16 protein-coding genes are annotated in these 17,800 nt (G+C 74.8%); 6 read left to right on the forward strand and 10 right to left on the reverse strand.

What is annotated here, in order from left to right:
• The first annotated feature begins 17 nt into the window (after positions 1-17).
• On the forward strand, positions 18-731 hold the full coding sequence (gene hemQ, locus ACIGFK_RS26410; RefSeq protein WP_376656955.1) for a hydrogen peroxide-dependent heme synthase: 714 nt from the start codon (positions 18-20) through the stop codon (positions 729-731).
• A gap of 114 nt (positions 732-845) precedes the next feature.
• Here hemQ and ACIGFK_RS26415 read toward each other — a convergent pair whose 3' ends face one another.
• From ACIGFK_RS26415 to ACIGFK_RS26435, 5 genes are all read right to left on the reverse strand, one after another.
• Entirely contained in the window at positions 846-2,669 is a 1,824-nt protein-coding gene (locus tag ACIGFK_RS26415; RefSeq protein ID WP_400053814.1) for an alpha/beta fold hydrolase, read from the reverse strand.
• An 85-nt stretch (positions 2,670-2,754) separates the two neighbouring features.
• Positions 2,755-3,543 (reverse strand): TIGR04222 domain-containing membrane protein, encoded by a 789-nt coding sequence (locus ACIGFK_RS26420; RefSeq protein ID WP_376656953.1) that lies wholly within the window; start codon positions 3,541-3,543, stop codon positions 2,755-2,757.
• A 74-nt stretch (positions 3,544-3,617) separates the two neighbouring features.
• Positions 3,618-4,670, reverse strand: a complete 1,053-nt coding sequence (locus ACIGFK_RS26425) for a TIGR04222 domain-containing membrane protein (RefSeq protein ID WP_400053817.1) — start codon at positions 4,668-4,670, stop codon at positions 3,618-3,620.
• Complete coding sequence (locus ACIGFK_RS26430; protein WP_400053819.1) at positions 4,667-6,019, reverse strand: DUF692 domain-containing protein; 1,353 nt, start codon at positions 6,017-6,019, stop codon at positions 4,667-4,669. The genes ACIGFK_RS26425 and ACIGFK_RS26430 overlap by 4 nt, the downstream gene beginning before the upstream one ends.
• A gap of 150 nt (positions 6,020-6,169) precedes the next feature.
• Positions 6,170-6,922, reverse strand: a complete 753-nt coding sequence (locus ACIGFK_RS26435) for a peptidyl-tRNA hydrolase (protein WP_376656950.1) — start codon at positions 6,920-6,922, stop codon at positions 6,170-6,172.
• Between the two features lie 112 nt (positions 6,923-7,034).
• Here ACIGFK_RS26435 and ACIGFK_RS26440 point away from each other — a divergent pair, with 112 nt between their 5' ends.
• Together ACIGFK_RS26440 and ACIGFK_RS26445 are read left to right on the forward strand one after the other, a co-directional pair.
• Positions 7,035-7,844 (forward strand): ATP-binding cassette domain-containing protein, encoded by an 810-nt coding sequence (locus ACIGFK_RS26440; RefSeq protein WP_376656964.1) that lies wholly within the window; start codon positions 7,035-7,037, stop codon positions 7,842-7,844.
• Positions 7,841-8,479: an ABC transporter gene (locus ACIGFK_RS26445; RefSeq protein ID WP_376656949.1), complete on the forward strand. Its 639-nt coding sequence runs from the start codon at positions 7,841-7,843 to the stop codon at positions 8,477-8,479. Before ACIGFK_RS26440 ends, ACIGFK_RS26445 begins: the two co-directional genes overlap by 4 nt.
• Here the strand turns inward: ACIGFK_RS26445 and ACIGFK_RS26450 are convergent, their stop codons facing one another.
• The 5 genes from ACIGFK_RS26450 to ACIGFK_RS26470 form a co-directional block, all read right to left on the reverse strand.
• Positions 8,480-9,469, reverse strand: coding sequence for a hypothetical protein (locus ACIGFK_RS26450; protein ID WP_376656948.1), 990 nt, complete (start codon positions 9,467-9,469; stop codon positions 8,480-8,482). It lies immediately after the preceding gene.
• Positions 9,466-10,725, reverse strand: a complete 1,260-nt coding sequence (locus ACIGFK_RS26455; protein ID WP_376656947.1) for an MFS transporter — start codon at positions 10,723-10,725, stop codon at positions 9,466-9,468. Before ACIGFK_RS26455 ends, ACIGFK_RS26450 begins: the two co-directional genes overlap by 4 nt.
• Positions 10,725-12,074, reverse strand: coding sequence for a discoidin domain-containing protein (locus ACIGFK_RS26460; RefSeq protein ID WP_376656946.1), 1,350 nt, complete (start codon positions 12,072-12,074; stop codon positions 10,725-10,727). Before ACIGFK_RS26460 ends, ACIGFK_RS26455 begins: the two co-directional genes overlap by 1 nt.
• 327 nt (positions 12,075-12,401) lie before the next feature.
• Entirely contained in the window at positions 12,402-13,310 is a 909-nt protein-coding gene (locus tag ACIGFK_RS26465; RefSeq protein WP_376656945.1) for a polysaccharide deacetylase family protein, read from the reverse strand.
• A gap of 109 nt (positions 13,311-13,419) precedes the next feature.
• Positions 13,420-14,781 (reverse strand): alkaline phosphatase PhoX, encoded by a 1,362-nt coding sequence (locus ACIGFK_RS26470; protein WP_376656944.1) that lies wholly within the window; start codon positions 14,779-14,781, stop codon positions 13,420-13,422.
• 218 nt (positions 14,782-14,999) lie between these two features.
• On the opposite strand from ACIGFK_RS26470, the gene ACIGFK_RS26475 reads away from it, so the two are divergent.
• The 3 genes from ACIGFK_RS26475 to ACIGFK_RS26485 are packed head-to-tail and all read left to right on the forward strand — an operon-like array spanning position 15,000 to position 17,705.
• Entirely contained in the window at positions 15,000-16,037 is a 1,038-nt protein-coding gene (locus ACIGFK_RS26475) for a TIR domain-containing protein (RefSeq protein WP_400053823.1), read from the forward strand.
• Positions 16,034-16,810, forward strand: coding sequence for an HAD family hydrolase (locus ACIGFK_RS26480; RefSeq protein ID WP_376656942.1), 777 nt, complete (start codon positions 16,034-16,036; stop codon positions 16,808-16,810). The genes ACIGFK_RS26475 and ACIGFK_RS26480 overlap by 4 nt, the downstream gene beginning before the upstream one ends.
• Positions 16,704-17,705, forward strand: coding sequence for a hypothetical protein (locus tag ACIGFK_RS26485; protein WP_376656941.1), 1,002 nt, complete (start codon positions 16,704-16,706; stop codon positions 17,703-17,705). The genes ACIGFK_RS26480 and ACIGFK_RS26485 overlap by 107 nt, the downstream gene beginning before the upstream one ends.
• The last annotated feature ends 95 nt before the right edge of the window (positions 17,706-17,800 follow it).

Here is a 17,800-nt window from a genome sequence, read left to right on the forward strand (position 1 = left end):
CACGGGACAATAGGCACATGACTGCACCAGAGAAGATTCCCAACGCGGGGAAGAAGGCGAAGGACCTCAACGAGGTCATCCGCTACACCCTGTGGTCCGTCTTCAAGCTGAAGGACGTTCTTCCGGAGGACCGCAGCGGCTACGCCGACGAGGTCCAGGAGCTCTTCGACCAGCTGGCGGCCAAGGACATCACCGTCCGCGGCGCCTACGACGTGTCCGGCCTGCGCGCCGACGCGGACGTCATGATCTGGTGGCACGCCGAGACGGCGGACGAGCTGCAGACCGCCTACAACCTGTTCCGCCGCACCAAGCTGGGCCGTGCGCTGGAGCCGGTGTGGTCGAACATGGCCCTGCACCGCCCGGCCGAGTTCAACAAGTCCCACATCCCGGCCTTCCTCGCCGACGAGGTCGCGCGCGAGTACGTCAGCGTGTACCCCTTCGTGCGCAGCTACGACTGGTACCTGCTGCCCGACGAGGACCGCCGCCGCATGCTCGCCGACCACGGCAAGATGGCCCGCGGTTTCCCGGACGTGCGCGCCAACACGGTCGCCTCCTTCTCGCTCGGCGACTACGAGTGGCTGCTGGCCTTCGAGGCCGACGAGCTGTACCGCATCGTCGACCTGATGCGTCACCTGCGCGCCTCCGAGGCCCGTATGCACGTCCGTGAAGAGGTGCCCTTCTACACCGGGCGCCGCAAGTCCGTCGCCGACCTGGTGGCCGGACTCGCCTGATACCTCCCCTGGGGGGAAGGACCGGAGGACGACCACACCGTTCGGTGAGTTCCTCCGGTGGATCGGGAGGCCCTGCCCCCGAAACGACGCAGCCGGAGATCCCGCCCCGGAAGTTCAGACGACTGGCGACAGCAGTGCCCCGGGAGGTTCCCCGCGGGTGCTCGCCGCCCGGTCGTCCAGCGACACCGGTGCGGGCTCCGGATGCGGCGCACACGTGACACGCGCGCCGCCGTCCTCTGCCGGCGAGGTGTCACCCGTCAGCAGGTACCGCTCCACGTGCCGGTCCACGCAGTCGTTGCGTCCGCCGACCACTCCGTGCGAGCCGGACCCCTTCTCCGTGACCAGTGCGGCCTCGCCGCCGAGCCGCCGCTGGAGCTCCAGCGCGCCCCGGTACGGGGTCGCCCCGTCGCGTTCCGCCGCCACGATCAGGGTGCGGGGGAGCGCCGCCGCCGCGGGCCGGGTCCCGACCTGCACCGGCCGCTGCCGCTCGGCCACGGGCCAGTAGGCGCACGGGAGGTTCAGGAAGGTGTTGGGCCAGGCCTCGAAGGGGGCCCTACGGGCCAGTTCCGTGCCGTCCCGGTCCCAGGTGGCCCAGTCCGCGGGCCAGGGGGCGTCGTTGCACAGCACCGCCGTGTAGACGGCCGTCGCGTTCTCGGCCCCGGCGGCGGCCGCCGGGTCGGGGGCGGCCTGGCGGACCAGTTCCGCCGGATCGCCGCGCAGGAACGCCGAGAGCGCCGCCGCCCGGTCCGGCCACACGTCGTCGTAGTACGCGGCCCGCAGGTACGCGGCCTGGAGTTCGCCCGTGCCGACCCTGCCGCCGGCGGGGGTACGGGCCAGCGCCTCCCGGACCCGCTCGTACGAGGCCTGTACGGCCGCCGGGGAGGTGCCGAGGCGGTACGTGGTGTGGTGGCGGGCGGCCCAGGACCGGAAGTCGTACCAGCGCCGCTCGAAGGCGGCGGCCTGGCCGAGCTGGGAGCGGTACCAGATGCGGGCCGGATCGGGATCGACCACCGAGTCGAACACCATGCGGCGTACGCGGCCGGGGTACAGGGTGGCGTAGACGGCACCCAGGTAGGTGCCGTAGGAGCCGCCCATGAAGGTCAGCCGGGGCTCGCCGAGGGCGGCGCGCAGCACGTCCAGATCGCGGGCGTTGTTCAGCGTCGTGTAGTGCCGCAGCGAGTCGCCGGCGTGCCGTGCGCAGCCCTGGGCGTAGGCCCGGGCAGCGGCGACGCGCTGCCGCTTGTACGCGGGGGAGGGGACGGCCGGGATCCGGGTCGGCCCCTTGAGGGCGGCGGGGTCCTGGCAGGACAGCGGGGCCGAGCGGCCGACGCCGCGCGGGGCGTACCCGACGAAGTCGTAGGCGGCGGCGACCCGCCGCCACTCGGGGAGCCCGGCGGCGAGCGGGAAGGACATCCCCGAGGCCCCCGGCCCGCCGGGATTGTTCACGAGCGCCCCCTGCCGGCGCGCGCCGCCCTCCCCGGTCGCCGGGACCCGGCTGACGGTGAGGCGGATCTGCTGCCCGTCGGGGAGCGAGTAGTCGAGCGGCACGCGCAGTACGGCGCACCGCACGCCGCGCGGCAGCCCCTCGGCCGCGGGACAGGCCCCGAACTCCAGCCGGTCGCCTCCGGCGGGGCGGACGGGGCGGGTGGCTCCGCCGAGGGCCGCGGCGGCGGCGCGGCGGGCCGTGAGCTCGGCTCCGGCGGCTTCGGCCGCGAGCCGGTCGCCTCCGGCGGGGCGGCCGGGAAGGGCGGCTTCGGCGGGCGGGGCGGGAGGGGCGGCTTCGGCGGAGGTCGCAGGCCCGGCCGTCGGGGCCGGGGCGGCGGTGCGGCGGGACGTGGGTTCGGCTCCGGCGGCTTCGGCCGTCAGGCAGGCGGTGGCGAGCACGGCCAGGGAGAGGACGGCGGCTGCGGTGCGGCGGCGGAGCGGGGGTGTGCGCATGGCGGGTCGGCCCTTCGGGTCATCCGATGAGCCGACTCAAGGGGCGGACGGTGCCCGTGTAAAGGAACGGCGGCCGGTGTCGGCCTCATTGGCCCCGTTGCCCCGGGATCCGCCCCCGGTTGCCGTACCGGAGGGCCGCCCGGAGCCCGGGATCGCCGACCGCGCGTACGCCCCGTACGGCCACCGCGGCCAGCGACTCCTCCTCGCCCTGCTCCTCGTCCAGGGCGACGAGCAGCCGCTGCCCGGCCGGGGAGGCCCACGGCGAGTGCAGGTGCCCGTCGAAGCCGGCTATCCCGAGGCAGCCCAGACAGAGGATCAGCGGCAGCGAGAACCAGACCAGCACCATCGTGGTCGTGATCCCCTCGGGCGGTACGGCGAGGGAGGCCGCCGCCATCGCGAGCACCAGCAGGGTCGCCCCCTGGACGCCCCGGATCCCCGCGCCGATCCCGCCCCGTACGCCCTCGCTCAGCGCGAGCCCCGCCTCGCCCAGCCGGTCCGCGAGGTCCCGTACGGCCTCGTCCCCCGCCACCGCGGACCGCACCGCCGGCACCGGCGACTGCCCGTCCGGGCCGAACGCCCCCAGCACCGACCGCTCGTGCGGATCGCGCCCGACGGGGTCGACGACGGTGGCCCAGCCCGTGTGGGCGAGCAGCAGCCGCCGCTGGCGCTGCATCGAGACCAGCGTCAGGTCGGCCACCCGCATCGGGCCGCCGGCGAGGTAGGCGGCCTCGTACAGGCTCAGCTCGTCGTGGTGGTGGTGCGAGGGGGCGGAGCCCGGTGCGGGCTCCGCCGCCCGGGTGGCGGCCCGCAGCAGGCGGGAGCACGACACCAGCACCCCGGCCCAGGCCGCCAGCAGGAACAGGACCCAGAACATCTCAGCTTTCTACAAGCAGATGATGTGCCTGGTCAGGGGGTGTGAACAGCTTGTGATGGGACCGTGATGGGCCGTCAGGAGCTGCTGGAACAGCTGGATCCGGACGAACTGCTGCAACTCGAACTGCTGCAGCTCGAACTCGAACTGCTGCAACTCGAGCTGCTGCCGCCGCAGCTGGAGCCGCTCCCGCCGCAACTGCTGCCCGAGGAGCCGCAGCTCGACCCCGAGCCGCAGCTCGATCCGCTCCCGCCCCCGTCGCCGCCCGCGCACCAGACGACGGGGACGAGGAGGTCGGAGGAGGAGTCGGAGCCGTGCGAGTGGTGCGGGCCGGGCGCGCCGTGCGTACGGCTCCGGGACTGGGCCGCGGCCAGCCGGGTGCCCCGGGCGGCCGGCACCAGCTGCTGGCGCAGGTGCGGGTCCCGCAGACCGCGCAGCCCGGACAGTGAGATCCGCACGTACGGGCTCTGGTCGTTCTGGTAGGCGCGGCGCATCGTGAACAGCGCCCGGACCCCCGCCGGGGTGAGCCGGCTCCTGGCCCGGCGCGCGCCGACCACGCCCATGACGATCCCGCCCACCAGCGCGGGCAGCACCACCAGGATGAACGGCACCGAGTCGGACAGGACGACCATCCCCACGATGGTCAGCGGGATCGACACCGGGACGAGGATCGCGCACACGACGGCCTGGACCACTCCCCAGCGCCGCCGGGACCCACCGGATCCGGGCGGGGAGAGCAGCCCGCGGGCCGCGAGGGCGTCCCCGATCTCCTGCACGGCCGGGTCGAGCATGGCCGCGTACCGCACCTGGTACAGCCACCCCGAGGGCGCCGCCTGGTGGGCCTGGAGGACGGCGCGTTCGGCGGGGTCGTTGCCCCGCGCCCCCGGCCGCACCTGGACGATGCCGGGACCGCCGCCCACCAGCCGCCCGTCCGAGAGCATGGTGGCGAGCGCGGCGTCCACGACGCCGCCCGGCCCGCCCACCAGGAACGCGGCCTCGGACAGGTCGTGCAGCCCGCCCGACGGCCCGCCGGACCGGGGCCGGGGGCTGCGCAGTCCGCGCAGCAGGACGACGGAGGAGGCGACGACTCCGACCCAGACCACCACAGCCAGTACACCGGTGAAACTCATGCCGCCCTCCCGAAGAGCGTCCGGGCCCAGTTCACGACACCGCGGGGCGGCCGCACCCCGGCCCGCTCCCGCCACCAGGCGGTGAGACGCCGCCTCGCAGCCGCGTCGGCGGGCAGGTTCCGGACCAGCAGGTGTTCGGCGAAGTCGAGCGCGTCGCGGCGGTAGCCGCCGGTCATCGGCCGTCCCTTGGCGTACGCGAGGAAGGCCTCGCGGTACGGATCGGCGCCGCCGAGGATCCCGGGCAGCTCGGGCGCCACCTTGGCGACCACGTCGGCCCGTTTGGCGGCCAGGGCCCGGGCCTGCACCCGGATCCGCCGCCGGTCGAACCCCTCGGGCACGGGCGTCCCGGCCACCAGCGCCGACAGCAGCGCGGCCTGCCCGAGCCCCACCCGGGTCCGTGCCGCCTCGACGCTGCCCGAGTCCGGCGCCACCCCCACAGCCTCCGCAGCCCCCGGAACGTCCGCAGCGCCCGCAGCCCCTGAAACGTCCGCAGCGCCCGGAGCCTCCGGCGCGCCCGGGACGTCCGCAGCCGCCGGCAGCGCCGGAGCCGTCAGCACCGCGCGGATCGCCGTCAGTTCGCCCGCGAGCTCCGCCTCCGGCGGGAAGTCGTCGTCCCGCTCCAGCAGCACCCCCGGCGGGTCCACGCGCGAGCACAGCCCGGCCAGCAGGTCGAGCACCACCGGCGGCACCGGGTGCGCGTGGGTGTCGTGCCAGACGCCGCCCTTCTCCACGCCGCCCGCCACGTGCACGTACGCCAGCGCCTCCAGCGGGATCGCGTCGAGCACGGCGGCCGGGTCCTCGCCCCGGTTGACCCGGTTGGTGTGCAGGTTGGCCACGTCGATGAGCAGGCGTACGCCGGTCCGCTCGACCAGCTCCGTCAGGAACTGCCCCTCCGTCAGCTCCTCGTCCGGCCAGGAGAACAGCGCGGCGATGTTCTCCAGCGCCAGCGGCACCGGCAGGGCGTCCTGCGCGATCCGCACGTTCTCGCACAGCACGTCCAGCGCGTCCCGCGTGCGCGGCACCGGCAGCAGGTGGCCCGCCTCCAGCGGGGGCGAGGACGTCCGTACGAAGGCGATGTGCTCGGTGACGAGCGGCGCCCCCAGCGCCACCGCCCGCTCGCCGAGCGCCGCGAGCTTCGCCGGGTCGGGGCGGTCGGCGCCGCCGATGCCGAGCGAGACCCCGTGCGGCACGACGCGGACCCCGCGCTCGCGCAGCCGCACCAGGGAGTCCGGCAGGTGGTCCGGGCAGATGTTTTCGGCCACCACCTCGACCCAGTCCAGGCCGGGCAGCCGCTCGACGGCGTCCGTGATCTCGGGCCGCCAGCCGATGCCCACTCCCAGTCGTGCCATGGGCTTCATGTCCCCCGCCCCCTTCGATCCGGCCGTGTGCCGATGACATCCGTGTGATGGCCCCGCCGAAGCCGGGCCAATCCGCCGGAGGGGACGTTCAGAGCAACATTTGAGGTTCCCCGGGCCACGACGGCCGGGGCACGCTACGGCCTACAGCCGCCCCCGCAGCGCAGGATGGTCCGCGACCACCGTGCAGGAGCCGGGCGCGATCTCCGTGAAACCGGCGTCCCGGACCACGGGCAGCCCGCTCCCGCTCAGCTCCGCCCACCGCTCGCGCGGGGCGGTGCGCACCGCCAGGCGGAAGCCGCCGTCCTTCCACGCCCGCCGCTCCGCCCCGGTCAGCTCCCACCACGCCAGCTGCGCCCCGTGCCCGGCCTGGGCCATCGCCTTGCCGGCCGACATGTCGAGGTCGGGATTGAGCCACAGCACGGGCAGCCCCGGCTCGCTCTCCGGACCGACCGGCTCGGGGTCGTCCAGGTCGGTGCCCGACACCTGGAGCTTCGCCAGTTCCTTGGGCCAGCCGTCGAGCGGCACCGGAGGGAAGACCCGCACCTCGGAGGTGTCGCCGTGCACCGTGACACCCGGCAGGGTCCCGGCCTTGCGCCACTCCGCCCCGCGAGCCCGGCGGACCACCTTGCGGATCCGCGCGTCCTGCCAGTCCCGCACCGCCTCGGCCCACTCGCCCTCGCCGTGCGCGCGCTCGTCGGAGAGCAGCACGAGCACCGCGCGGGCCGCCGTCTCCAGCGCGTCCGTCCGGGCGGGCGGCGCGGTCTTCTCGATCCGGACCACCAGTGGGAGGACGAACTGCGGGGCCTCGTCGCGCAGGACGTGCTCCTGCCGGAACGGGCTGTCCGCCCCGACCGCGGGTACCTGTGAAGCGTCGTGCGCGTGCTGGCTGCTCATCCGGCCAAGCATGCCAGGGTCACCCTCCAGGATGATGCCGAGGGTGCCCGGGCCGGGCGAGGATCGGCGGCATGAAGAGTGATCCTTCCGCCTCCGCTACGGGAGCCCCGCGCTGAACCTCACCGCCGTGGGCCGCCGCTACGGACGCCGCCGCCCCTGGGTGCTGCGCGGCATCTCCCTGGAGCTGCCGCCCGGAGCCCTCGTCCGGATCGAAGGCGGCAACGGGGGCGGCAAGTCCACCCTGCTGCGCCTCGTCGCCGGGATCGACACCCCGACCGAGGGGCGCATCGCCGGGCGTCCGCGCCGTACGGCCTACGTGCCCGAGCGCTTCCCGGCGGCCCTGCCGCTGGGCGCCGCGGCCTACCTGACCCACCTGGGCCGGGTGCACGGCCTGCCGCGCGCCGAGGCGGCCCGGCGGGCGGGGGAGTGGCTGGAGCGGTTCGGGGCCGCCGGGCACGCCCGCACCCCGATGGCAGAACTGTCCAAGGGCACCAGCCAGAAGGTGGCCGTCGCCCAGGCCCTGCTCGCCGGACCGGGGCTGCTCGTGCTCGACGAGGCCTGGACCGGGCTCGACGCCCCGGCCCGGACCGAGCTGGACCGCGCCGTCGCCGAACGCACTGCCGCCGGAGCCACCGTGGTCTTCGTCGACCACGACCCCCGGCGGCTCGCGGGTGCCGCCGACGCGCACTACCGGGTGCAGGGCGGCGCCCTCGCCCCGGTGTCCGGCGCGGCCGGTCCCCTCGTCCGGATCCACGCCACCGCGGCGCCCGGGCAGGAGCTGCCGTCCGGCCTGGCCGGCGCGCCCGCTCCCGGCGGCGGAGTCCTGCTCACGGTGGAGGCCGCCCGCTCCGACGAGGTGCTGCGCTCCCTGCTCACGGCCCCGACGCCCTGGCACATCCGCGCCGTGGAGGAACCGAAGTGACCGCTCTGATCCGCTACCAGGGCGCCCTGCTGCTGCGCTCCCAGCGCTGGATCGCCCCGCTGGTCGTGTACGCCGCCTTCGTGGCCGCGGGGATCCGGCCGGGCGATCCGGTGCCGGACTCCCTCGGCTTCGCCGCCGCCGGTCTGGTCCCGCAGGCAGCCTGGCTGGTACGGATCTGCGTCACCGGCGAGCCCGACGCGGCCCGTGACTGCGCGGCCGCGGCGGCCGGTCCCGTACGGGTGCACGCCGCGGCCCTGGCCGTCGCCCTCACCGGCACGCTGCTCGCCGGAGCGGCGGGAGCCGCGGTGGCGCTGCTGCTCGGCGCCCCCGCGGGGGCGGGACCCGGCCGGGCGGCCCTCGCCGGGGCCACCGCGGTGGCGGCCTGCGCGCTGACCGGCGCGGCCGTCGGAGCCCTGTGCAGCCGGCCGCTGATACGGCGGCGCGGCTACGCGGTGCTGGCCGGGGCCCTCGGCTCGCTGCTGGCCTGGGTCCTCGCCGGCTCCCCGGCCCGCGTGGCGGTGTCCTCGCTGGTCACGGGTTCGGCGTGGCCGCCGCTGGGCGCCCTTGCGGGAGCGCTGCTGCTGGCGGGCGGTGCGGGCGCCGCGGCCTGTCTGCTCGCCGCCCGGCGGGGGTGATCAGTGCACGGCGACCGGTGACGAGCCGTTCGGTACGAGGAGCCGGGGTGCCCCGGTGCCGTCCGCCGGGACCGACCAGACGTCGCTCGCGCGGCCGTCGGCCCCCGGCAGCGCGTAGGCGACGGTCGAGTCGTCCAGCCAGGCCGCCTGGTCGTCGACGCCGTGCGGCTCGGCCAGCGGACGCTCCGTCATGGCCGCCAGGTCGAGGACGTACAGCCGCCAGGGATCGCGGGGATCGTCGGAGACCTTCTTCTTGAAGGCGACGCGGGTGCCGTCCGGTGACAGGGAGGGGCATTCGACGTTCTCGCGCAGCGCCTTCGCCGACCAGTTCCGCAGGTCGCCCTCGACGAGGTGGGTGCGGCCGCCGGTGGAGACGGTGGCGTAGAAGCGGTTGTCGTCGCCGGCGAAGCTCACGCCCCAGTAGTTGACGTCGGGGCTGTGGTGGCGGGCCCCGCCGAGGGTGAGCGGGATCTGTTCCATGGACTTGACGAGGTAGCCGGTGCGCAGGTCCAGGATCGAGGTCCGGGTGGAGAAGCCGGAGGCGGCGTACGAGTCTCCGGCCGCGAAGGTCGTCCAGGAGAGGAGCTGCCCCGAGGCGGAGACGCGGGCCCGGGTGGGGATGCCGGGAACGGTCACCCGGCGGACCTCCCGCAGGCCCCGGTCGAGTACGAGGGCCTCCGTCCGGGCGGGGGAGCCGGGCAGCGCGCGCAGGCACAGGGCGTGTTCCCCGGCGGCGTGGAAGCGGTCGCAGGAGGGCCCGCCGGCCATGCGCCCCGGCGCGTCGCCGGTCTGCCGCGCGACCCGCCCGGTGGCCGCGTCCCGGAAGTACAGGCCGGGCTCCGCGACGCCGAACGAGGCCTCGGCACCGGCCTGCCGGAGCGGCCCGGCGCGGTGTCTGGCGTGCAGTACGTAGCCGAGCGAGCCGCCCGCGAGGAGGAGCACGGCGGTGATGACGAGGGCGAGGCGCAGCCGCCGCGGGCGGGGGCTCATGACGGCTCCACGGGAGGGACGGGGGCGGGGGCAGGGGCGGCGGTACGGGCGGGCAGGACGCGCCGGGCGGCCGCGAGGGCCCCGGCCAGCGCGAGGGCGGCGGCCCAGAGCGCCGGCCGCTGCCCCCAGAAGGTCCAGGCCGCCCCGAATCCGGCGGCGCCGAGGAGCCGGGCCAGTGCCTGGCCGGTCTGCAGCACGGCGAGTCCGCCCGCACGGCCGTGCGCGGGCAGCACGGGCGCGGCGAGTGCCATCAGGACGCCGTCCGTGGCGGCGTAGAAGATGCCCAGCAGGGCCAGTACGCCCACCACGGTCGGCAGGCCGACGGGGGCGAGCAGCAGGCCGTACGCGCCGAGCAGGGCGAGGTGCCCGAGCAGGAAGGCCGCCGGCCGCCCCGTCCGGTCGGCGATCCGGCCCGCCGGGACGGCGAGCAGCAGGTAGACGGCGGCGGCACCGAGCGGCAGCAGCGTGAACAGGGCGGGCGACAGGTCGAGTCCGCGCAGGAGCAGCAGGTAGAGGAAGGCGTCGCCGATGGTGGTGGCGCCCAGCAGGGCCGCGGCGTACAGGATGCGGCGGAAGGCGGGGTCGCGCAGCGCGGTGCGGGTGGGGGCGGGCCTGCGGGCGGCGGCGGCCGGGGGCACGGCCGGGACGTACACGGCGAGCAGGAGCACCCCGAGCAGGCCCGTGCAGAAGCTGACGGCGAACACCGCGTCGTAGGCGTCGGCGGTGGCCCACAGCACGGCGAACGCGGCGAGCGGGCCGAGCAGGGCGCCGGTGGTGTCCATGGCGCGGTGCACGCCGAAGGACCGGCCCAGCGACTCCGGGGGCCCGCTGAGCGAGATCATGGCGTCCCGCGGCGCGGTGCGGATGCCCTTGCCCAGCCGGTCGGCGGCGAGCGCGGCCGCGATGCCGGCGGTGGCGCCGCCCGCGAGGAGCAGGCCGAGCCGGGACAGCGAGGACAGCAGGTACCCGGCCCCGGCGACCCGCTTGTGGTGGCCGCCGCGGTCGGCGAGCCGTCCGCCGAGCAGCCGTACGAGGGCGGTCGCGCCGTTGAACATGCCGTCCAGGAAGCCGAACTGGAGCGGGGACAGGCCGAGTCCGAGGACGAGGTAGAGCGGCAGGACCGCCGTGACCATCTCCGAGGAGACGTCGGTGACGAGGCTCACCGTGCCGAGCGCGAGGACGGCGGCGGGGACGCGCCGCCGGGCCCCTGGGGTGCGGGGCGGCGCGTCCGGGCGGCCGTTGGCGGCCAGGTACATCAGTGGCAGCTGTACGTGGGGCCGGTGTCCTTGACCTGTCCGTCGGTCCCGACGTAGCTCCATCCGTAGCCGCTGTCGGTGAAGTCCAGCTTCAGGACGCCGTACGGACCGCTGATCCGCTTCTGGCTGTTGGGCTGGACCTGTTCGATCGGGTAGGGCTCGGCGCCTCCCATCCCGCCGACGATCTCCACGATCCCGTCGGCGGTCGCCCTGCCCTCGGGGTCCTGCGGGGCGAACCGCTCGTAGTGGTGGTCGTGCCCGTTCAGGACGAGGTCGGCCTTCGCCCCGTACAGGATCTTCCACACCGGCTTGGAGACCGGGTCGTTGCCGTGCCCGCCGGAGGAGAACAGCGGGTGGTGCCAGTAGGCGGCCACGCACTTCTTGCCGTTGGCGGCGAGGTCGGCCTTGAGCCAGTCGATCTGGGCGGCCTGGTCGAAGGAGTTGGAGTCGAGGGCGATGAAGTGCCAGTTGCCCTCGTCGTAGCTGTACCAGCTCTTGCCCTGGGGGAAGGCGATGCTCCCGAAGTACGCCTTGTACCCGGCGAGGGAGCCGGCCGGGTCGTACGTCTCGTGGTTGCCCGGGACCGGCCGGGTCTTCGCCTTGAAGGCGCCCCAGCTCTTGTCGTAGTAGGCGCGGTAGTCGGAGAGCCGGGCGTCGTCGTACTGGTTGTCACCCATCGTCAGGTAGAACTTCGGGTTCAGCTGCTGGGCGAGCGCGGCGGTCTTGGGGTGCGCGCAGCCGCTGTCGGAGGCCGTGCACCGGTCCGCGATGTCACCGGCCGCGACCACGGTGAAGGCGCCGCCGGGCTGCGGCCCGCCGCCGGCGGTGCCGTACACCTCGGCCTCGAAGAGCGAGTAGCCGTACGAGGTGCCGCGCGCGGTCCCGTACACGCGCAGGTAGCGGCCCTTGCCGGACAGGCCGGTCCAGTCGTCGGTACCGCCGTTGCCCGCGGACTCGGTGGCGAGCGTGCTCCAGGCGGTGCCGTCGGCGGAGATCTCGACGCGGTAGGCCTTGGCGTAGGCGGCCTCCCAGGTCAGCCGCACCCGGGAGACGGTGGCGGAGGCGCCGAGGTCGACCCGGATCCACTGCGGGTCCTTGCCCTCGGCGCTGGCCCAGCGGGTGGCGGCGTTGCCGTCGAAGGCGTTCTTGGCGCCCAGCGACGAACTCTCGGTGGAGGAGGCGGTCGCGGGCTTCCCGCGCGATATGAGGGGGTCGGCGGCGGTCCCGGAGGCTCCTGCCGCCCCGGCCCGTTCGGGCCAGGAGACGAGGAGGCCGCCGGCGAGCGCGAGGACGGCGGCGCCGACGAGCAGGAGGGTGCGGAGTTTGGTGCGGAAGGTCTTCAGGTGCATACCTGGACTCCCTGGCCTGGGGGGCGGCGAGAGCTGGACACCGGTGCGGGACGCCGCGCCCCGCCCGCGGGCGGGCAGGAGGCGGCGCCTGGCGGCCGGGTCAGAGCTCTCACTGAGCGCGTCATGCCGGGGGAAGGACCGGCACCGCGCCAAGCCGCCGCCGGGGACACTAACAGGAAGGAAAGTTTCCTACCAGTGGTCGTGCAGTCCGGTGTGACGGCTTGTTGCGGACCAGTCGGAGGAAACCGGGCCGTACCGCCCTGCCGAGCGGGCCCGGGCCGCACCGCCCCTGCCGAGGGGGCCCGGCCGAGGGGGCCCGGTGCGGGCCTACTTCCCGATCAGTTCGGAGACCTTCACGAAGCGGTAGCCCCGCTTGCGCAGCTCCGGGACGATCTTCCGGATGGCCTCCTCGGTGACGGGGGCCGCGCTGCGCGTGCAGTGCATGACCACCACCGAGCCCGGCTTCACCCCGGCGAGCACCTGCTCGGCGACCGGGCCGGGGTCCTTCGCGAAGGCGTCCCCGCTCACCACGTCCCACTGGACCGCCGTGACCTTGGCCGTGGACAGGGCGCGCAGCGCGGCGTCGTCGTAGCAGCCGCCGGGGAAGCGGAAGTAGGGGACGGTGTTGACCGCGCCCGCCTTGCGGAAGGCCTCGAAGGCCCGGTCCACGTCGGCCCGGGCGGCGGCCTCGTCGAGCGCCGGCAGCCCGTAGCAGGGGGACTTGAAGGCATGGTGGCTGTAGGAGTGGTTCGCGATCTCGAAGTTCTGGTCGGTGCCGATGGACTTCGCCTGGTCCGGGTACTCCTCGGCCCAGCGGCCCGTCATGAAGATCGTCGAGGGCACCTTCAGGCTGCGCAGGGTCGAGATCAGCTGGGGGTTGTCGAAGTGCTCCCCCGCCTCGGCGCGCGGCCCCTGATCGGAGGTCATGTCGGCGTCGAAGGTCAGGGCGACGGTCTTCTCGGTGTGCTGCCGGGCCCGCTCGAACACCGGGGTCAGGCCGTTCGGGCCGGGCGCCAGCACGGGGGCCTTGGCGGGGGCGCCGGGCTGCGGGGAGGCCGGGGCGGAGGCGGGTGCCGATGCGCCCGCCGAGGGGCTCGCGGGCGCCGCGGGAGTGCCCATGCGGGCCTGGGGGCCGGCGCCGGCCGTACCGGTGGAGCCCCCGCAACCCGAGAGGCAGACACCGAGGGCGGCACTGAGGGCGGCCGCGGCGGCCGCTTTGCGCACAGAAATGGTCACGCAGGCAAAATATATGACTATGTGGTGAGTGGCCGTCTGCGGCACTCCCGCACGCCGAAGTCACCCTTCCGGCACACGGCCTCCGCCACCGGTCGCACGCGACCGCGGGTCAGTGCCGCCAGGGCCCCGTCACCGCGAACGTCGTCCCGGGCGCGTACTGGTTGACGTACATCGTCCGCAGGCCGGGGGAGAAGGTGACCCCGGCGAACTCCCCGAACTCCGCCGCGCCTCCCGCCGCTCCGGTCTCCTCGGCGTTGCGCGCCACCGGGTAGACCTCGCCGCCCTGCGTCACACCGAAGACGTACTGGTCCCCGCCGCCGTCCTCGCACACCATCAGGCCGCCGTCCGGGGCCAGGCAGATGTTGTCCGGGGAGTCCCCGGGCAGCCGCACGTCCGCGGCCGGCCCGAAGCGCACCTCCAGCCGGATCGTGCCGCGCACCGGGTCGTGGAACCACACCTGGCCGTGGTGGTCGGCCGCCGAGCCCTCGCCGCTGCGGGCGAAGCTGGAGACGAAGTGGACCCCGCCGAGGGGCCCGCCGCCCCAGTAGCAGCCCTCCAGCTTCTGCGCGTGCGTGATCCCGCCCGGCCCGAAGTCCTGGTACCGGATCGGGGTCCCCGCCGCCGAGGGGTCCGGCACCGGCACCCACTGCACCGGGAACTCCGCCCCGGGCCGGTCCACCACCGACAGGTCCGGGAGGCCGGGCACCCGCAGCGCCTCCAGCAGTCCCCCCGCCCGCAGTGAGCCGAGCCCGCCGAGCGGCCGCTCCGGGAGGAAGCGGTAGAACAGCCCGAACGGGCGCACGAAGGCGTCCTCCGTCAGGTAGACCACCCCCCGGTACGGATCCACGGCGACGGCCTCGTGCGCGAAGCGCCCCATCGCGGTCAGCGGGACGGCGCCCGAGCGCCGAGGGTCGGCCGGGTCCACCTCGAAGACGTAGCCGTGGTCCCGGGTGTACCCGGAGGTGCCCGCCCGGTCCTCGGTCTCCTCACAGCTCAGCCAGGTGTTCCAGGGGGTGCGGCCGCCCGCGCAGTTGACGGCGGTGCCGGCCAGCGCGACCCGCTCGGCGGTGACCCGCCCGTCCGCGCCGAGCTCCAGGACCGTGCAGCCGCCGAGCCCCTCCGGGTCATACGTCATCCCCCCGACGGCGGGCACCCGCAGGGCGGCGGTGACCCGGTTCTCGTGGTTGCGCACCAGCCGCACGCGCCCGCCCCCGGCGCCGAAGGCGGCCATGCCGTCGCAGTTGGCGGGGACGGCGCCCTCGCCGGAGCGCAGCGGGTCCCCCGCGCGCGAGAGCACCCGGTAGGAGAAGCCGGCCGGCAGATCGAGGAGACCGCGCGGGTCGGGCAGCAGCGGCCCGTACCCCCGCTCGCGCGCACGGGCGGTCCCGGCCCCGCCGGCGAACAGGGCTCCGAGCGCGCCGCTGAAGGCGATCCCGCCGGCGGCGAGCAGGCTGCGTCGGGTGACGGACATCGGCAACTCCCGGCAGTGGAACAGGACATGTGACCGGGTCGTCCTACCACGCACCCCGCCCCCAGGCCCCCCGCCGCGAGGCGCCCGGCCGCCGGGTCACCCGGGTGGTGGCGGGACCACGGGCGGGCACGCGGAGGTTTGCCGTCCGGTGACGGGTGGGGATCCCTGCTGGTGTGCGGGGGCCGGGAGGACCGGGATCGTCACAAGGGGGTGGGATCGTGCGCAAACCAAGGCTGTTCATCGCGTCGTCGTCGGAGGGGCTCCCCTACGCCGAGGCCATATTCTCCCAGCTGGAACGGACGACCGAACCGAGTCTGTGGACCCACGACCTGTTCAAGCCGAGCGAGACGTTCGTGGAGAGCCTGGAACGCATCGTCACCAGTACGGACTACGCGGTGGCGGTCCTGTCGCCGGACGACGTCCGCGTGATGCGCGGCACGACCACGACCGTGCCCCGCGACAACGTGATCTTCGAGATGGGCCTGCTGGTGGGCAAACTAGGCCGCAGCAAGGTCTTCCTGGTCACCCCCCAGGGCAGGGACACCGGCCTGCCGAGCGACATCTCGGGCGTCTCCCTGCTCGGCTACGCGCAGCGGCAGGACGGGAACGTCGTCGCGAGCGTCGCCACCGCCTGCCGGAGGATCTCCGACAGCCTCACCACCCGCAGCCGCAGCCGCAGTCCGTTCTCCACCGTCGCCTTCTGGAACAACGTGCAGGAGCGCCACCGGGCCGGCCTGGACCTGCGGAGCCTGGTGGAGGACGCACAGGAGTCCGTCTTCGTCTCCGGCATCTCGCTGAGGTACCTGGTCCACCTGTGCTCCAACCAGCTCCGCCAGGCGCTCGCCTCCGGCGCCACGGTCGACGTGCTGCTGCCGTCGGACGAGTCGGTGGACAACGGTCACTACGACCGGCACAAGTCCTACGTCCGGGAGGAGTTCCCGCTGGCCGTCGCCCGCTGGCGGGAGTTCGCGCGGAGCCTCGGCGACGAGGACCGGTCCCGGCTGAGCATCACCCAGACCCCGCTGCTGCTCACCCATTCCATCGGCGTCTACGACGGCGCGATGTACGTCAATTCCTTCTGCGCCGGCCTGGATTCGCAGGAACTCCCCAGCTTCCGCATCGACGCCGACTTCGGCGCCTACCGTGCCTACCTGACCGACATCGACACGCATCTGAGAGCCGGGCGCAGGACGGCGGGGGACCGCACCGGGAACATCGTCCACACCCTGCTCGAACAGACGGACCGGAGTGCATGAGCATCAGCGTTGTCTTCTTCGACTGCTGGGACACCCTCCTCCAGGATTCCGTGGAGCTGAGCGAGGAGATCGACGCGCGCATCGCCGATCTGCTCTCGGCCGCCCTCGGGGTGGAGCGCGGATTCGTCGAACGGGCCGTGCGCGGCGAGGGCGAGGAGTTCTCCGCGGCCATCCGCGACGGCCGCACGGTGGTGACGCCCGCCACGCGCATCGGGTCCGTCCTCGACGCCCTGGCCGCCTCCGGCGCGGTGGCGGCCGTCCCGGAGCGCGCCGGGGAGCTGACCGCCCGGACCCTGGCGGCCGTGGACGACGCGATCCGGCAGGTGCCCCCGCAGGTCGTCCCGGGCGCCCGCGAGCTGCTGCGGGAGCTGCGCTCCGCCGGGGTGCTCATGTGCGTCGTGTCCAACACCGGATGGACCTCGACGGAGGCGGTCACCCGTGCACTCGACCGGCAGGGGCTGCTGGCCTACTTCAGCGCCTGCTACTTCTCCGGCGACGGATACCGCCCCAAGCCGAGCCCGGAGATGTTCGTCCGGGCGCTGCACGACCTCGGGCTCGACCCCCCGCGCGCGCTGCACTTCGGCGACCAGGCCCGGACCGACGCCGCAGCGGCGCTCGCCGCGGGGCTGCGGGGCGTCGTACTGCTGGAAGGAGGATCACGCTACGGTGCCCGCCAGGGAGCAGGACCGGGAGAAGACCGGCGGATCATCAGGGTCGGCTCGCTCGACGCCGGACGCGAACTCGTCCTCGGCCTCATCGGCCGGCCAGGCTGACGAGGAGGGGCTCGCCCTCTGGCTGGGCGGGCGGAGCCGGGACGAGGTCGTCCGGGACCGGCTGTCCGCGTTCGGCCGGAAACCGGAGCGGGTGCCCGCGGAGGGCGCGGCCGGCCTCGCCGAGCACGCCGAGCTGCTGCGCCCGTACCTCCCGCGCATGGACCGGCGCCACTGGCTGCGGCGGTCGCGCGGCGTCGACCCGCCCGTGGACCTGAAGCTGGTGCAGGACAGCTACGTATGGCGGCGGATCCTGGAGGAGACCGGCCTGCGGACGGGCGGCAGCCTGCTCGAACTGCTCCCGGGCTTCTCCCGGACCGTCCCCTTCGCACTGTGCGGGGCGGGCGTCGATTGCCGGCTGACCCGGATCGACCGGGACACCTCCTGGGCCGCTCCCCGGTCCGCCGGGGACAAGGTGGCCCTGCGGCTGCTCGAACTGGACCTCTTCAGCCCGGAGCACTCCTGGGCCGGATACGACTTCGTGGTCGGCAACCACGTACTGGACGACCTGATCATCGCCGCGTGGGACGACCGCAGGTACCGCCTCTCCTTCGGCCGGGCCGAGGAATCGGCTCTGCTGTGGCGGGATTTCCGGTCCTGCGGCGAGAGCGCCCGCGTGATCGCGGAGGTGACGGACCTCTTCGCGCGGCTGATCCGCACGATGGATCCGGGGGCCGTCCTCGTGCTGAGGGAATACCCCGCGACCTTCGCGCTGGTCAACGGCATACGCGAGCAGATGGAGCTGCACTGGCGGATCTACCGGGCCGTCGCCGGGCTCGTCGCCTCGCTGCCCGGCACGGCCTGGGAGCAGGACGTGTCGGCGCTCCCCGTCGCCGACGGTTCGCGGCTGACGGGAGGCGTGCTCTGCTTCCGCAGCGGCCCCGCCCCCGCCGGGTGACGCCTCCGGCGGGTGACGCGCCCGCCGGGGTGACGCCCGCGGCCGCCGGGGTGACGCCCGCGGCCGCCGCCGGAGCCGGTGCTCCGGTGGCGGCC

The organism is Streptomyces sp. NPDC085524 (assembly GCF_044541755.1).
Taxonomy (GTDB): domain Bacteria; phylum Actinomycetota; class Actinomycetes; order Streptomycetales; family Streptomycetaceae; genus Streptomyces.

Coding starts and splice junctions, on each gene's coding strand:
- hemQ (WP_376656955.1), top strand. CDS start 18: ATGACTGCACCAGAGAAGATTCCCAACGCGGGGAAGAAGGCGAAGGAC.
- ACIGFK_RS26415 (WP_400053814.1), bottom strand. CDS start 2,669: ATGCGCACACCCCCGCTCCGCCGCCGCACCGCAGCCGCCGTCCTCTCC.
- ACIGFK_RS26420 (WP_376656953.1), bottom strand. CDS start 3,543: ATGTTCTGGGTCCTGTTCCTGCTGGCGGCCTGGGCCGGGGTGCTGGTG.
- ACIGFK_RS26425 (WP_400053817.1), bottom strand. CDS start 4,670: ATGAGTTTCACCGGTGTACTGGCTGTGGTGGTCTGGGTCGGAGTCGTC.
- ACIGFK_RS26430 (WP_400053819.1), bottom strand. CDS start 6,019: ATGGCACGACTGGGAGTGGGCATCGGCTGGCGGCCCGAGATCACGGAC.
- ACIGFK_RS26435 (WP_376656950.1), bottom strand. CDS start 6,922: ATGAGCAGCCAGCACGCGCACGACGCTTCACAGGTACCCGCGGTCGGG.
- ACIGFK_RS26450 (WP_376656948.1), bottom strand. CDS start 9,469: ATGAGCCCCCGCCCGCGGCGGCTGCGCCTCGCCCTCGTCATCACCGCC.
- ACIGFK_RS26455 (WP_376656947.1), bottom strand. CDS start 10,725: ATGTACCTGGCCGCCAACGGCCGCCCGGACGCGCCGCCCCGCACCCCA.
- ACIGFK_RS26460 (WP_376656946.1), bottom strand. CDS start 12,074: ATGCACCTGAAGACCTTCCGCACCAAACTCCGCACCCTCCTGCTCGTC.
- ACIGFK_RS26470 (WP_376656944.1), bottom strand. CDS start 14,781: ATGTCCGTCACCCGACGCAGCCTGCTCGCCGCCGGCGGGATCGCCTTC.
- ACIGFK_RS26480 (WP_376656942.1), top strand. CDS start 16,034: ATGAGCATCAGCGTTGTCTTCTTCGACTGCTGGGACACCCTCCTCCAG.